Origin of the sequence: Streptomyces sp. M2CJ-2 (assembly GCF_016757295.1) — a bacterium.
GTDB lineage: Bacteria > Actinomycetota > Actinomycetes > Streptomycetales > Streptomycetaceae > Streptomyces.
This window is the reverse complement of the sequence record NZ_JAESIF010000106.1, coordinates 1-15,234: the sequence shown is the minus strand read 5'-3', so window position 1 is coordinate 15,234 and position 15,234 is coordinate 1. Positions and strand designations below refer to the sequence as shown.

The following is a 15,234-nucleotide window of genomic DNA, read 5'->3' as shown; positions in this document are numbered from 1 at the left end:
ACCCCTGCGGCCTTCGTATGAGTGTGGTTCGGTGACAGAACGCATGCTCATGCGGAGGCCGTCCGCCTGTCCGGCAAATGCCCAGGTGAGTGACGGTGTCCTACCCGGTGTTCGAGCCCGGACCATAAAGAACAAGCTGAGCCGTCGATACGCGCCGCCCGCCCCGCCGACGAGGGGGAACTGGCCCTGCTGGACCGGGAGACCTGGTCCGTCCTGCACGCCGTCACCCCGCCACCGCAGCCGCCGTACGACTCCTTCTTCAGCGAGCGGTCCGGCCCCCACGACCACCTCGTCGCCGAGCACGCGGGCCGCGTCGTCGGCTATGTGCGCCTCGGCTTCCCCACGGAACTGCCCTCGAACGCGCACGTCCAGCAGATCCGCGGCCTCGCCGTCGCCGAAGCGGCCCGCGGCACGGGCGTGGGCCGGGCCCTGGTGCGGGCGGCCGTCCGGGAGGCCCGGGAGCGCGGCGCGCGCCGCATCACCCTGCGCGTCCTCGGGCACAACTCCGCCGCCCGCGTGCTCTACGCGTCCGAGGGCTTCGTCGTCGAGGGCGTCCAGCCGGAGGAGTTCTGCCTCGACGGCACCTACGTCGACGACGTGCTGATGGGGCAGTCCCTGCTCTGACCTCCGGCTCCGCCCGGGCGTGGTCCTACGACGCCGTCAGGTCGCCCGTGTCCACCGGTGCCGTGGCGTTCGCCGCGCGCCGCGCGTCGTCGGCGACCTCGTCCGCCGTCAGCACGTAGCCGGTCTCCGCGTCCGAGGTGGAACGGGCGAACACCACGCCGTACACCCGGCCGTCGGTGGTCAGCAGCGGGCCGCCGGAGTTGCCGGGGCGCACGAGGGAACGGATCGAGTAGATCTCGCGGACGACCGCCCGGTCGCCGTAGATGTTCTGCCCCTTCGCCTGCACCCGGCCTGCGACCGTCGCCGCCCGCAGGTCCAGGTCGCCGTCCTGCGGATAGCCCGCGACGACCGCCGCGTCGCCGCGGTCGGCGTCGTCGTCGAACCGGAGCACGGGCGCCCGCAGTTCGGGGACGTACAGCACGGCCACGTCCTTCTGCGGATCGAACAGCACCACCCGGGCCTCGTACGCCCGCCCGACGCCGCCGACCCGCACGGTCGGCTCGTCGATCCCGGCCACCACATGCGCGTTGGTCATCACGCGCTCCGTCGCGTACACGAAGCCGCTGCCCTCGCGGCCCTGGACGCCCGCGACGCCCTCGACCTTCACCGTGCTCCGCTGGGCGGCCCGGGTGGCGGCCGCGGTGACACTGTCGCCGGAGGGCGCGGCGACCTCGGCGGTCGACTCGTTCTCGAACGGGTTGAAGACCTGCGGGAAGCCCGCCTCGGTCAGCTCCGAGGTGGCCCGCGAGAACCAGGCCGGCGTGGTGTCCGGCATCACCTCGTGGACCGCGCCGAGCAGCCGCGAGTCGCGGATCGCGGAGGTGACCAGCGGGGACGAGGAGGAGCCCAGCACGGACGCGACCACCCAGGCCACGATCAGCACGGCCACCGAGTTGGCCGCGGCCCCGCCGATCCCGTCCGCCACCCGCAGCGGCCCCCGGTCCAGCTCCCGCCGCAACCGCAGCGCCAGCCGGCCCGCCAGTTCATGGCCCACCGCGGCCGGCAGCAGCACCGTGAACACGGCCGTCACCGTCGCCGCGGTCGTCCCCGGGTCCACCGGATCCATCACCCAGGGCAGAATCCACACGCCGACGACCGCACCGCCCACGAAACCGGCCAGCGAGACACAGCCGGCCAGCAGACCGCGCCGGTAGCCGGACGCCGCGTAGGCCAGGACGACCAGCAGCAGCAGAATGTCGAGCAGGTCCACGCACGCCGCCTTTCTCTCGGACCCCCTCATACGTGGGGGAGGGGCCCGGTGATCAGCCACGCGCGCGGGGGACCGTCGACTTCACGGAAGCGGTCACGCGCGCGTGCACTCGGAAGAACGCGGCGGACCAGGGAGATGGTTCCACCGGTCGGCACAGCACACGTCGCGGACCGGGTGGATCCGACCGACAGTGAAACCATGCGTGTCCTCATGAGGCCGCGGGGAGCGCGGCGGCGCCCTGCTTCCCGGATACCCCACAGCCCGGGCCTCACGGGCCTGCCCAGAGGCGTCAAGGTGCTGCTCGGCTGTCTGCCGGGCATCGCCGCGGCCGTCGCGCTGGTGCTGTGCGCGTACGGCGTCGAGCGGGCCGCGGAGTCCTCGGCCGCCCCCGCCGCCACCCGCGAGGCGGCCGTGTACACGGCGCCCAAGCCGCCCATCGTGTCCAGAGCGGCCTGGACGGCCGGCGCCGACCACGACCAGCCGCCCCCGCGCTACGACGACGAGGTCGTCGCCGTCTTCATCCACCACACCGACTCGCCCAACGACTACGACTGCGCCGAGGCCCCGGCCAACATCCGCAGCGTCTACGAGGGCCAGACCACCGGCCGGGACTGGGACGACATCGGCTACAACTTCGTCGTCGACCGCTGCGGCACCATCTACGAGGGCCGCGCGGGCGGCACCGACCGGCCCGTCACCGGCGCCCACACCCAGGGCTTCAACCACCGCAGCGCGGGGATCGCCGCCCTCGGCACCTTCACCGCCGGGGTGCCGGTGCCGCCCGCGATGGAGCGCGCGATCGCCGAGCTGGCCGCCTGGAAGCTCGGGCTGTCCGGCACCGACCCGCGCTCCGACGTCCGGCTGGTCTCCAGCAACGGCGCCAGCCGGTACGCGGCCGGCACCACGGCCATGCTGCCCGCCCTCGCGGGCCACAGCGACGGCTACATGACCAGCTGCCCGGGCGCCGCCCTGCAGGCCCGCCTCCCGGCGATCAGGCAGCGGGCCGCGGAACTGCAGGGCCGTCGACCGGGTGCCCGGCAGCAGGAGGACAGCCGGATCGCGGGATCCTCCGGGGGGCGGGACGAGGGACAGCACGGGAAACAGCACGGGAATCAGGGCCGGAACCGTTCCCAGAGCCGGGGGTAGCGTTCGGCGAGCCGGGACTCGTTCTCGAAGTCGACCGGCGTGCCCTCGGGTTCCGCAGGGGCCGGCGGAAGGTCCAGGTCGGGCGCCACCGTGCCGGTGAGCTGCTCGTACGCCTCGTCCGCCGCGTAGCCGAGGTCCTCGGCGTCGCCGTCGACCTCCTCGTCGAAGTCCTCCAGCAGGCCGGCCAGGGCGTCCGGATCGTGCAGCGCGCCCTCGAAGACCTCACGGCCCTGGCCGATCAGCCAGCACCGGAAGAAGTCGAAGGCGTCGTCGCTCGCCCCGTCCAGCAGCACCCAGGCGGCGCCCCACAGGTCCCAGCGGTAGGCGCGGTGATAGCGGGACTCGAAGTGCCGGGCGAAGTCCAGGACCGACTCCGGGTCCAGCCGCGCGAGCCGCTCCACGAGCAGGTCGGCCTGCTCCTCCGGGTCGCCCCCGGCGTCCTCGCGGGCGGTGTCGACCAGCGCCCAGAACTCCGTCTCGTCCATCACGCGTCAAGCATCGGCCCTGGAACCGGGGGGCGCACCCCGGAGTGTCACCCGGATCGCTCAGGGGCAGGGCCGGGGCCGGGACCGGTGTCGGTGTCGGGGGCGCCCCTGCCGTACAGCAGGGCCAGCCGTACGGCCTGGGCGGCGAACCGCTCCCGCAACGACGCGGGCGCCAGCACCTCCACCTCGGGACCCAGCGCCGTCAGTTGGGTGTGGGCGACCTCCTCGGACTCCACCGGCAGGGTCACCGTCACCCACCCGCCGCCGTCCCCTCCGAACTCCCCGGCTGCCCCGGCCAGTGCCTCCCGTGCGGCCGCCGCGGCCGACGGCTCGACGGAGTGAGGCAGCGCGCGCACCCCCTCGGGCGACAGCCGCACCACCACCTCCGTCCGCAGGATCGAGCGCGCGAACTGCTCCGCCCGCTCCTCCCAGAACGCGGGCAGCTCGAACTCCCGGTCGCGTTCGAAGCGTGCGGGGTGCGCCGGGTCCGGGCCGACCGGCTCCACCGCCGTGAACCGGTCGACCCGGTACACCCGGAACGCCTCGTGGCCCGACACCCGCGCGCACAGGTACCAGACGCCCGCCTTGAGCACGAGCCCGTAGGGCTCCAGCTCCCGCACGACCTCCCGCCGGTGCTCCCCCTCCCCGCGCAGATAGCGGGCGGTGACCCGGTGGTCGTCCCACACCGCGTCCGCCACGGCCGGCAGCAGCTCGGGCGTCACCGGCTCACGGAACCAGCCCGGGGCGTCCAGGTGGAAGCGCTGCGCGGCCGTCCGCGAGGCGTCCCGCAGGGAGGGCAGCAGCGCCGCCGACACCTTCAGCCGGGCCGCGGAGGCCGCGTCCTCGAGCCCCATCTCCCGCAGCGCCCCCGGCACCCCGGACAGGAACAGCGCCTCCGCCTCGCCCCGGGCCAGCCCGGTCAGCCTCGTCCGGTACCCGCCGACCAGCCGGTACCCGCCGGCCCGCCCCCGGTCCGCGTACACCGGCACCCCGGCCTCGGACAGCGCCTGCGCGTCCCGGGTGACCGTCCGCTCCGACACCTCCAGCTCCCGCGCCAGCTCGGCGGCGGTCATGGACGGCCGGGACTGGAGCAGCAGCACCATCTTGATCAGCCGGGCAGCGCGCATACGGCCCATCATGCAGCAGGAGGCCCCCGCCGCAGCGGGGGCCTCCTGCCTCACATCCGTGACACCCGGAACCGGATACCTACAGACCGTACTTCTCGCGCGCTTCCTTCACTGCCGTCACCTGCACCTCGCCGCGCCGGGCGAGCTGCGCCAGGGCCGCGACGACGATGGACTCGGCGTCGACCCCGAAGTAGCGGCGGGCCGCCTCGCGGGTCTCCGACAGGCCGAAACCGTCGGCACCCAGCGAGGTGTAGTCCTGCTCGACCCACTGCGCGATCTGGTCGGGAACCTGACGCATGTAGTCCGAGACCGCCAGCACCGGGCCCTCGGCGCCCTGGAGCGCCTGCCGGACGAACGGCACCCGCTCCTCGCCGCGCAGCAGCGCCTCGTCCGCCTCCATGGCGTCCCGGCGCAGCTCGGTCCACGACGTCGCCGACCACACGTCGGCCGCCACGCCCCACTCCTCGGCGAGCAGCTGCTGCGCCTTCAGCGCCCAGTGGATCGCCGTACCGGAGCCGAGCAGCTGGATCCGCGGGGCGTTGGCGGGCACCGTCAGCCCCGCCGACTCCGCCGTGTTGAAGCGGTACAGGCCCTTGAGGATGCCCTCGTCGACCCCAGCACCGGCCGGCTTGGCGGGCTGCCGCAGCGGCTCGTTGTAGACCGTCAGGTAGTAGAAGACGTTCTGGTCCTCGTCCGGGGCCGCCGCGCCGTACATCCGGCGCAGACCCTCCTTGACGATGACGGCGATCTCGTACGCGAACGCCGGGTCGTACGTCAGCGCGGCCGGGTTGGTCGCGGCGATGACCGGGGAGTGGCCGTCGGCGTGCTGGAGGCCCTCACCGGTGAGCGTGGTGCGGCCGGCGGTGGCGCCGACGAGGAAGCCGCGGCCGAGCTGGTCGCCGAGCTGCCACATCTGGTCGGCCGTGCGCTGCCAGCCGAACATCGAGTAGTAGATGTAGAACGGGATCACCGGCTCGCCGTGCGTCGCGTACGACGTCGAGGCGGCGATGAACTCGGCCATGGAACCGGCCTCGGTGATCCCCTCGTTGAGGATCTGGCCGTTCTTGGCCTCCTTGTAGTACATCAGCTGGTCGCGGTCGACCGGCTCGTACGTCTGGCCCTTGGGCGAGTAGATGCCGAGCGACGGGAAGAGCGACTCCATGCCGAAGGTGCGCGCCTCGTCGGGGACGATCGGCACCCAGCGCCTGCCGGTCTCCTTGTCGCGGACCAGGTCCTTGACCAGGCGGACGAACGCCATGGTGGTCGCCACGTTCTGCGAGCCCGAACCCTTGTCGAAGGCGCTGAACGCCTTGTCGGCCGGGGCCGGCAGCGGTGCGACGGGGTGGACGCGGCGGGCCGGGGCCGGACCGCCGAGAGCGGCGCGGCGCTCCTGGAGGTAACGGACCTCGGGGGAGTCGGCGCCCGGGTGGCCGTAGGGGACCACGCCGTCGACGAAGTCGCTGTCCTTGATCGGCAGGTCGAGGCGGTCGCGCATCGCCTTGAACTCGTCCACCGAGAGCTTCTTCATCTGGTGGTTGGCGTTCTTCGACGCGAAGCCCTCGCCGAGGGTGTGGCCCTTGACCGTCTGGGCCAGGATCACGGTCGGCGCGCCCTTGTGGGCGAGCGCGGCACGGTAGGCGGCGTAGACCTTGCGGGACTCGTGGCCGCCGCGCGAGAGGTGGAAGCACTCGAGGATCTTGTCGTCGCTCAGCAGCTTCGCCATCTCGACGAGCGCCGGGTCCTTGCCGAAGAAGTCCTCGCGGATGTAGGCCGCGTCGCGGGTCTGGTACGTCTGGACCTGCGCGTCGGGTACCTCGCGCAGGCGGCGGACGAGCGCGCCGGTGGTGTCCAGCTGGAACAGCTCGTCCCAGGCGGTGCCCCACAGGCTCTTGACCACGTTCCAGCCGGAGCCGCGGAACAGGGCCTCCAGCTCCTGCACGATCTTGAAGTTGGCGCGGACCGGACCGTCGAGGCGCTGCAGGTTGCAGTTGATGACGAAGGTCAGGTTGTCCAGGCCCTCGCGGGAGGCGAGCGTCAGGGCGGCGGTGGACTCGGGCTCGTCCATCTCGCCGTCGCCGAGGAACGCCCACACGTGGGAGTTCGTCAGGTCCTTGATGCCGCGGCTGGTCAGGTAGCGGTTGAACCGCGCCTGGTAGACCGCGGAGATCGGGCCGAGGCCCATCGACACCGTGGGGAACTCCCACAGCCAGGGCAGACGCCGCGGGTGCGGGTACGAGGGGAGGCCGTCACCGCCCGCCTCACGGCGGAAGTTGTCCAGGTGCCGCTCGCCGATCCGGCCGTCGAGGAAGGCGCGGGCGTAGATGCCGGGGGAGGCGTGGCCCTGGATGTAGAGCTGGTCGCCGGAGCCGTCGGCCTCCTTGCCGCGGAAGAAGTGGTTGAAGCCCGTCTCGTAGAGCCAGGCCGCGGAGGCGAAGGTGGCGATGTGGCCGCCGACGCCGTACTTGCTGCCGCGGGTCACCATCGCGGCCGCGTTCCAGCGGTTCCAGGCGGTGATGCGGGACTCCATCGCCTCGTCGCCGTCCACCGCGGGCTCGGCGGAGGTGGGGATGGTGTTGATGTAGTCGGTCTCGAGGAGCTTCGGCAGTGCGACGCCGGCGTCCTCGGCGCGCTCCAGCGTGCGGCGCATCAGGTACGCGGCACGGTGCGGCCCGGCGGCCTCGGTGACGGCGTCGAGAGAGGCCTGCCATTCGGCGGTCTCCTCGGGGTCGCGGTCCGGGAGCTGGTCCAGCTCGCTCGGCTGGATGGCCTTGGGGTCGGTCATGTCGCCGCCTTCCTCAGTCGAAGGGGGTTCCCTCATCGGTAAGGGTTCGGGGGTGCCCTTGGTCTTTGGCAGGACAGGGCTGGGGCTCTGGTGGAGACCCCGCTGGCGACAATAACCCGCTGATCGATGATCGATCAAAGGTAGTGGGCCGAAAAAGTCTCGATATCAAGAAATTGGCATCCTGTGCCGGAGAATCAGGCACGCGGTGCCGCGTTTTCCCTGCTCATCCGAGGGGTGGCCGGCCGATTCGGGCGGGGCGCGGGCCGGCTCGGACGTGCCGGACGCCGGTGGGGTCGAACGCCCGGAGTTCACCCGGGTGTTCGACCCCACCGGCGTCCGGGCGGGACCGTCATGCGGGCTGCGGCTGCGTCGCGGTCTCCGTCCGCTCGGCGCGTTCATGCCCCTGGCGCTGCCGCGCCGCCTGCTCGCGGGTGATCACCTCGGTGGCGGCGCCGACCGCGACCGCGACCGGCCAGCCGATGGCTCCGGCGACGGTCATGCCGCCGAGGACGCCGTAGAGGGCCAGCTTGCGGGGTGAGGGGAGCAGGGATGCGGCCGTGGACGAGGGTGCGGCCTTGCGAGCGCCGGAGAACATGTCCCCCGGGGTCACGTAGGGGATCGGGACCCGGGCGTGTGCGGTGTGCAGGTGCAGCAGCTTGCCGCCCGTCCGCTTCTCCTCCGGGTGCTCCGTCGGGGCCTGCTGTTGCGGTGGCTGGGTCTGTGCTTCTGGGGAAGTCATCTCCGTCCTCTCCTGCCGTGAGGCGCGAGTGGCGAGGGGTCTTCCCAGCCGCGTTCCATCAATGCACGCGAATAAACCCGCCTGAACGGACAATTCGGGCAAGCCGGTTCGGGGTCCCTCAGGCGTGTGCGGCCGCCGGCTGCCCACTCGTACCGAAGGTCTTCCAGAGCTGGACGGCCAGCCGGACCAGGGCGGCCTCGAGCAGGGCGACCGCCACCTGGGTCAGGATCGTGGTGAGGATGTGCGGCATGGTCCGCCGCCTTTCGTGTGGTGTGCCGGGTACAACTCCTTTGTCCGCTGCGAGGTCGTCCAGCGGGCTGCGCTCAGGTGTTCTGCAGGTGAACTTTTTTCAGCGCGTCGGCGGCGCCCCGGACCGTGAGGGGCACCAGCACCGAGCCCGCCGCCGACGCCAGCGCGATCGTCCAGGCCGCGGGGCCCAGGGGCCGGCTGCCGAAGAAGTGGCTGAGCCCCGGCACGTTCACCACCACGCCCAGCACCACCAGGGACCCCACCGCGGCCGCGGCCACCACCGGATCCCGGCCCGCGTCCTGGAGCGTCTGGAACAGCTGCGAGGTCACCAGGGCGACCAGGGCGACCGTGTCGGCACGCCCCCGGGTGCCGGTGGCCCGGGCGACGATCCAGGCGGTCGCGGCCGCCGCCGTGGTGACGGCGGCACGCAGTCGGATGTGGCGGATCAGGGCCTTGCCGAGCGAGGCCTCCGGACCCTCCGCGAGCAGCCGGTCGGGGTGGTCGGCGGGCGGCCGGGCGGCGATGGCCATGGCGGGCAGCATGTCCGTGAGCAGGTTGACCAGAAGCAGTTGGCGGGCGTTGAGCGCGCTGCGCCCGGTGAGCAGTGCGGTCGCCAGCGTGAAGGCGATCTCCCCCAGATTGCCGCCGAGCAGGATGCCCAGCGCCCTGCGCACCGAGCCCCACATGGCCCGGCCCTCGACGAAGGCGTCGACGATGGTCTCGATCCGGTCGTCGGTGACGACCACGTCGGCGGCGGCGCGGGCCGCCGGCGTGGCCCGGGAGCCGAGGGCGATGCCGACGTCGGCGATCCGGATGGCGGGCGCGTCGTTGGCGCCGTCGCCCGTGACGGCGACGGTACGGCCGACCGCACGCAGCGCGGTGACGATACGGACCTTGTGCGCCGGGGTGACCCGGGCGAACACCGTGATGTCCGGCAGCGTCCCGGCGAGCGCCGCGTCGTCGAGGGCGTCCAGCTCCGCCCCGGTCATCAGGCGCGGCTCCTCCTCGGGCCGCAGCTCCCGGGCGATCGCGGCGGCGGTGCTGGGGTGGTCGCCGGTGAGCATGACGATGCGCACCCCGGCCCGCGACAGCCGGTCCACGCTCTGCGCGGCGGTGGGCCGCACCGGGTCCGCGAGGCCCAGCAGGCCCAGCAGGCACAGCCCGTCGACGACCTCGTCGCCGAGGTCCCCCGGGCCGGCGGGGGCGGTGGCGTCCTGCGGCGCACCCGCGGGCAGGACCCGCTCGGCGACCGCGAGCACCCTGAGGCCGCGCCGGGCCAGCCGGTCGATCTCCGCCTCCGTCTCCGCGCGCAGCCGCTCGTCGAACGGCTCGGTGGCGTCGTCCCGGCGGACCCGGTCGCAGCGGGCCAGAACGATCTCCGGCGCGCCCTTGACCACGATCCGCGCCTCGCTGTCGGACCGCCCCAGCACGGCGTGGTAGCCGCGCCCCGGTTCGAACGGCAGCTCGGCCAGCCGCTCCCAGACGTCCGTACCGAGTCCGGCGGCCCGGGCCGGGGCGGCGCCGAGCGACTCGGCCCCGCCGGCGATGGCCCGGTCGGTGGGATGGGCGAGGGTCGAGGCCGCGCCCGGCGGGCCGGCCAGGGCGGCCGTGGCGACGATCCGGCGCAGCGCCGGGGTGAGCCGGTCGAGACCCTCGCGCCGCAGGCCGTCGGAGACCTGCCGGAGGCTGATCCGGCCCTCGGTGAGCGTGCCGGTCTTGTCGAAGCACAGCACGTCGGTGCGGCCCAGCGCCTCGATGGTGGAGGCGCTGCGGACCAGGGTGTCGCGCGCGGACAGCCGGCGGGCCGCGGCCAGCTCCGCGACCGTGGCGACGAACGGCAGCCCTTCCGGCACGGCCGCCACGCACAGGCTGACCGCGGATCCCAGGGCGGCCCCCAGAGGCCGTCCGCGCAGCAGGTCGACGGCGAAGAGGGCCACTCCCGCGGCGACGGACAGCGGCAGGAACCACCGGCCCAGCCCCTTCAGCCGCCGTTCCACCCCGCTCTCCGGCGGTGCGCCCTCGGGGCCCGCCGCGGCCGCGCTGCCCGCCTCGGTGGCGGTCCCGGTGGCGACGACCACGCCCAGCACGTGGCCCGCCGCCACCGTCGTGCCCTCGTAGAGCATCGAGGTACGGTCCGCGACCGCCCGGGCCGCGGTCGGTGCCGCGCTCTTCACGACGGGCAGCGACTCGCCGGTGAGGCTGGACTCGTCCACCTCCAGACCCTGCGCCCGCACCACCCGGCAGTCCGCCGGGACCGAGTCCCCGGCCCGCAGCTCGATCAGGTCCCCGCGCACCAGGTGCTCGCCGGTCGTCTCCACCGCCTCCGCCCGGCCGGGGCGGCGCACCCGCACCCGCACCGAGGTGGCCTCGACCAGCCGCTCGGCCGCGTGGTCGGCCTGCTGCCGCTGCACCCCGCCGACCAGCGCGTCCACGCCGAGCACCCCGCCGATCAGCACGGCGTCCAGCACGGAGCCGAGCGCCGCCGAGACACCGCCGCCGATCGCCAGGACGGGCGTGAGCGGATTGGCCAGCTCCTCCACGACCCGGCCGATCAGGGTGCCGGCGCCCTCGTGCCGGTCACGGCCCTCGGACTGCCCGCGCCGGGCGGCCTCGGCCTCGTCCAGCCCCTGGGACGAGGTGCCGACCCGGGACATCACCTGGCGCACCGCCATGGCGTGCCAGGGCGTGCGCCCGGCGGCCGCCGGGGCCGACCGCCCGCTCAGCCGCCACCCGGCCCACAGGCCCGCGGCGACCGAGGCGATGCTCACCCCGTCGGCCACCAGGCGGGCCCGCGCCCAGGCTTGCGGGCGGGGCACGAGCAGGGCGAGAGCCGAACCCGCCACGGCGCCGGCGCCCTCCAGGCGGACACACAGCCGGCCGATCCGCCGGGCCTCCGGCAGGGCGGTCAGCAGCAGGTGGGCGACGTCGGGCGGGGCGGCCACGTCGGCGTCCCACGGCACGTGCCGTGGGACGGTGATCGCTCCGATGCCCAGGTCCGCGCGGGCCAGGGCACGCCGGGTCCGTGCCGAGACCACCACGACCCCGTGCCCCTCCGCCTGGAGGGAGCGCACCAGGGCGGCCGTACGCCGGTGCCCGGTGGGCACGGCCTCCTCGAGCCCGAACCGGAGGTGCAGTCCGGGCGGCCCGCCCACCAGCCGCACCTCACCGCACTCCTGTGCAGCACGCACCAAGTGGTGGGCGAGCGGGTGCAGTTGAGGGACCAGAGCGGCCACGGCCACCGGCGTGCCCGCCCGCAGGACGTGCACGACCTGCGCACCCTCCTCGGCCCACTGCCGGGCCTGCGCGGCCGCCTCCGCGAGTACGCCGCCGCCGAGGGTGTCGTCGGCACCGGTCTCCGGGCCGGGGAACGGCCGTAGTTCCCAGTCGTCCCGCCGCTTCGGCGCCAGGGAGCCGGCGCCGTGCCGGCGACGCCTTTCGGCGGGACCGTCCGGCTCGATCAACTCGTGGATCCGTACGTGGATCTCGTCGTCGTCCGGCCCGTCGTCCGCCGGGCGGCCGCCCTCCGGCCGGCTGCCGGGCGGTGGCAGGCGCAGCACGCCCTCGATCGTCCAGTCGTGGTCGGCCAGCAGGCGGGCGTCGAGGACCACCGTGTCGATCCGGTCCAGGCGGCGCAGCACCTCCGGCCGCAGCACCAGCGCCCCCCGCTCGGAAAGGGCACGGCCCACCGTGCAGGCGAACGCCTCCCGCCCGAACCGGGGGCTGCGCGGCGTCCCCGCGATCAGCAGCGACAGCGCACGGTCCTGGTTGAACGTGCCGACCGACGTCAGACCGTAGGCCGCGAGCGCCACCGGCGCCGCCACGTTGGCGTACCGCTCGCCAGGGCCCGGCGGCAGCGGCGCCGGGCGCTCGTGACCCGGCACCGCGTCGTGGCGGTACGTCCCCTCGTGCCCGCCCAGCCTGCGCGCCCAGTCCGCCCACGCCCCACGGCGTGCCTGCACCTCCGCATACCGGGCGGCGGCCAGCGCGGTGGTCACCGTGGCGCCCAGCGGCCGGAAGGACAGCGCGCTCGCCAGCAGGTTCGCCCCGGCGAAGCCGCGTTCCGTGGCGCTCTCGCCGATCCGGCGGGCGATGCCGTCGCGCAGCGGCGGCGTGGACTCCGCGAACTGGATCACCGACATCACCGCCGGGTGCAGCCCCGGCAGCCTGAGCACGTCGCCCACCGACGCCACCCCCACGGCCACCAGGCCGGCGCCGAGCCGGACGGCCGCGCCGACCCGTGCCTGCGCGGCCCCGGGGTAACCGACCGGGAGCCGCTCCCGGTCCGTCGCCCCGGCCCGCGGGACCTCCTCGGCAGCGGTGTCGGCGGCCGCGACGAGGTCGGCGACGGCCGCGGGGTCGGCCTCCGGCCCACAGCCCACGTACACGCACCCCAGCGTGCCGTTCACCTCCGCGCGGCTCACCCCCGGCAGCCGGCGCAGCATGGCCTCCAGCCCGCGCGCCGCCGCTGCCGTACCGGGCCGGCCCAGTCGCCGGACCGCGATCTGCACACCTCCCGGGGTGCGCCAGAGGCCGGGCGCACGCGAGCCCACCCCCGGCCCGGCCGACGCGAGCGCCACCGGGACGGCGGCCAGCCCCTGCGCGAGGGACCGCACCGCCGACACCGCCGCGGTCACGGCGCCGCGGGTCGAGGACAGGACGGACCCGGCGGACCCTGGGACCACGGAGGACAGCTGTGGCGGGATCACACGGCCTCCACCACCGGCCGACGGGGGCGTTGCTCGCCGCCCTGGAGAACGACACGGTTCTCACCAGTATCAGCACGTTCCGACAGCTTCGCCCGGCGCAGCGAGGCGGGACGGACCGGACGGACGGTGCGGGGACCGGGACGGGAGAGTACGGGAGATCAGGCGGGGGCGTCGGCGGCGTGCGGCGCGCAGCCCAGCACATGCTCCTTCACCAGGCGGCCGATGTCCGGGTCCTGCCGTCGGAACGCCGCGACCAGCTCCTCGTGCTCCTCGGCGTAGGACTGCTGGACCGTGCCCAGCCAGCGGATGGACAGGGCCGTGAAGACCTCGATGCCCAGGCCCTCCCAGGTGTGCAGCAGCACCGAGTTGCCGGCCGCGCGGACCAGTTCACGGTGGAAGGCGACCGTGTGCCGCACCTGGGCCGTGCCGTCGGCCGTGCGGTCGGCCTCGTACAGCGCGGCGACATGCGGCTCCAGCGCCGAGCAGTCCTCCGCCAGCCGCTCCGCGGCCAGCTCCGCGGCGATCGCCTCGAGGCCCGCCCGTACGGGGTAGCTCTCCTCCAGGTCGGTGGCCGAGAGGTTCCGCACCCGCACGCCTTTGTTGGGCGCCGACTCGATCAGCCGCAGCGACTCCAGCTCGCGCAGCGCCTCCCGCACCGGTGTCTGGCTGACCTCCAGCTCGGTCGCGATCCGCCGCTCCACGATCCGCTCGCCCGGCTGCCAGCGCCCGCTGATGATCCCTTCCAGGATGTGCTCGCGGATCTGTTCGCGCAGCGAGTGGACGACGGGCGCGGTCATGAGTGCTCCTTGGACAGGGCTCGTGAATCCGGGGCAGCCGTCCGAAAGGCCCCGTCGGGGGGCGGCGGACGGACGACGGACAGGACCCTTGAGGGCGATCGACCCTTAGACAATACGGCTGACGCACCGTCCCGTAGGGGCGCACGGGGTGCTTTCGCCCAGGTGAGACGAGGCTTACACGGCGCATACGGCGCGGCTCACGCCGTGCCCACGACAGTGCCCCCGCCCGGGAGCCTGGGAAGCTCCGGACGGGGGCACCGGTGACCGGGATCAGCGGCCGTGGATCACAGGCCGAGCTCGACCTCGAACTCGCCCGCCTCCAGGATCGCCTTGACCGAGTTCAGGTAACGGGCCGCGTCGGCGCCGTCCACCAGCCGGTGGTCGTAGGAGAGGGTCAGGTAGGTCATGTCGCGGACGCCGATGACCGTGCCCTCCTCCGTCTCGATGACGGCCGGACGCTTGACCGTGGCACCGATGCCGAGGATCGCGACCTGGCCCGGAGGCACGATGATCGTGTCGAACAGCGCGCCGCGCGAACCGGTGTTGCTGATCGTGAAGGTCCCGCCGGACAGCTCGTCCGGGGTGATCTTGCTCGCCCGGACCTTGCCCGCCAGCTCGGCCGTGGCCTTGGAGATACCGGCGATGTTGAGGTCACCGGCGTTCTTGATGACCGGGGTCATCAGGCCCTTCTCGGAGTCCACCGCGATGCCGATGTGCTCGGTGTCGAAGTACGTGATGGTCCCCTCGGCCTCGTTGATCCGGGCGTTGACGGCCGGGTGGGCCTTCAGCGCCTGGGCGGCGGCCTTGACGAAGAACGGCATCGGGGAGAGCTTGACGCCCTCGCGAGCCGCGAACGAGTCCTTGGCCCGCGCGCGCAGCCTCATCAGCCGGGTGACGTCGACCTCGACGACCGAGGACAGCTGCGCCTGCTCACGCAGCGCCTTGACCATGTTGTCGCCGATGACCTTGCGGATCCGCGGCATCTTCACGGTCTGGCCGCGCAGCGGCGAGGCCTCGAGGACCGGGGTCCGCTTCGTCGCGGCCGGAGCGGCGGCCGGAGCCGCGGCGGGGGCGGCCTTCGCTGCCTCGGCGGCGGCGACGACGTCCTGCTTGCGGATACGGCCACCGACGCCGGTGCCCTTGACGGTGGACAGGTCGACGCCGTGCTCGGCGGCGAGCTTGCGCACCAGCGGGGTCACGTAGGCACCCTCGTCGGTCGGCTGCGCGGCGGCCGGAACGGCAGCCGGGGCCGGAGCGGCCTGCGGGGCGGCGGGGGCCGGGGCAGCCGGAGCGGCCTGCGGGGCAGGAGCCGGGGCGGGAGCCGGAGCCGGGGCGGCCGGCGCGGGCGCCGGCGCGGCCTGCGGGGCCG

General features: G+C 74.1%; 11 protein-coding genes. 2 read left to right on the top strand and 9 right to left on the bottom strand.

Going from position 1 to position 15,234, the window contains the following annotated elements; all coding sequences use genetic code 11:
* Positions 1-147: 147 nt before the first annotated feature.
* On the top strand, positions 148-624 hold the full coding sequence (locus JL475_RS35875) for a GNAT family N-acetyltransferase (RefSeq protein ID WP_202282388.1): 477 nt from the start codon (positions 148-150) through the stop codon (positions 622-624).
* A gap of 25 nt (positions 625-649) precedes the next feature.
* On the opposite strand, the gene JL475_RS35870 is transcribed toward JL475_RS35875, so the two are convergent.
* Positions 650-1,834: a MarP family serine protease gene (locus tag JL475_RS35870; RefSeq protein WP_202282386.1), complete on the bottom strand. Its 1,185-nt coding sequence runs from the start codon at positions 1,832-1,834 to the stop codon at positions 650-652.
* 294 nt (positions 1,835-2,128) lie between these two features.
* Between JL475_RS35870 and JL475_RS35865 the strand changes: the two genes are divergently transcribed.
* Entirely contained in the window at positions 2,129-2,980 is an 852-nt protein-coding gene (locus JL475_RS35865; protein WP_307825283.1) for a peptidoglycan recognition protein, read from the top strand.
* Here the strand turns inward: JL475_RS35865 and JL475_RS35860 are convergent.
* The 8 genes from JL475_RS35860 to sucB all read right to left on the bottom strand — a co-directional run.
* Positions 2,947-3,465, bottom strand: a complete 519-nt coding sequence (locus JL475_RS35860) for a DUF4240 domain-containing protein (protein WP_202282387.1) — start codon at positions 3,463-3,465, stop codon at positions 2,947-2,949. The two genes, JL475_RS35865 and JL475_RS35860, sit on opposite strands and share 34 nt — an antisense overlap.
* Positions 3,466-3,512: 47 nt before the next feature.
* The gene (locus JL475_RS35855) at positions 3,513-4,592 is read right to left on the bottom strand and encodes a YafY family protein (protein ID WP_202282384.1); all 1,080 of its coding nucleotides are present in this window, start codon (positions 4,590-4,592) and stop codon (positions 3,513-3,515) included.
* Positions 4,593-4,671: 79 nt separating this feature from the next.
* Positions 4,672-7,374 (bottom strand): pyruvate dehydrogenase (acetyl-transferring), homodimeric type, encoded by a 2,703-nt coding sequence (aceE, locus tag JL475_RS35850; protein ID WP_202282383.1) that lies wholly within the window; start codon positions 7,372-7,374, stop codon positions 4,672-4,674.
* A 349-nt stretch (positions 7,375-7,723) separates the two neighbouring features.
* Positions 7,724-8,113 carry a hypothetical protein gene (locus JL475_RS35845; RefSeq protein ID WP_202282382.1) on the bottom strand — a complete coding sequence of 130 codons (390 nt, stop codon included), beginning with the start codon at positions 8,111-8,113 and terminating at the stop codon, positions 7,724-7,726.
* Between the two features lie 118 nt (positions 8,114-8,231).
* Positions 8,232-8,363 (bottom strand): hypothetical protein, encoded by a 132-nt coding sequence (locus JL475_RS41365; RefSeq protein ID WP_272933021.1) that lies wholly within the window; start codon positions 8,361-8,363, stop codon positions 8,232-8,234.
* Between the two features lie 73 nt (positions 8,364-8,436).
* Positions 8,437-13,068: a cation-translocating P-type ATPase gene (locus JL475_RS35840; RefSeq protein ID WP_202282381.1), complete on the bottom strand. Its 4,632-nt coding sequence runs from the start codon at positions 13,066-13,068 to the stop codon at positions 8,437-8,439.
* A gap of 158 nt (positions 13,069-13,226) precedes the next feature.
* Complete coding sequence (locus tag JL475_RS35835; protein WP_202282380.1) at positions 13,227-13,865, bottom strand: GntR family transcriptional regulator; 639 nt, start codon at positions 13,863-13,865, stop codon at positions 13,227-13,229.
* Positions 13,866-14,149: 284 nt separating this feature from the next.
* Positions 14,150-15,234: 2-oxoglutarate dehydrogenase, E2 component, dihydrolipoamide succinyltransferase (gene sucB, locus JL475_RS35830; RefSeq protein ID WP_202282379.1), on the bottom strand; the 1,085-nt coding region annotated here is incomplete at its 5' end.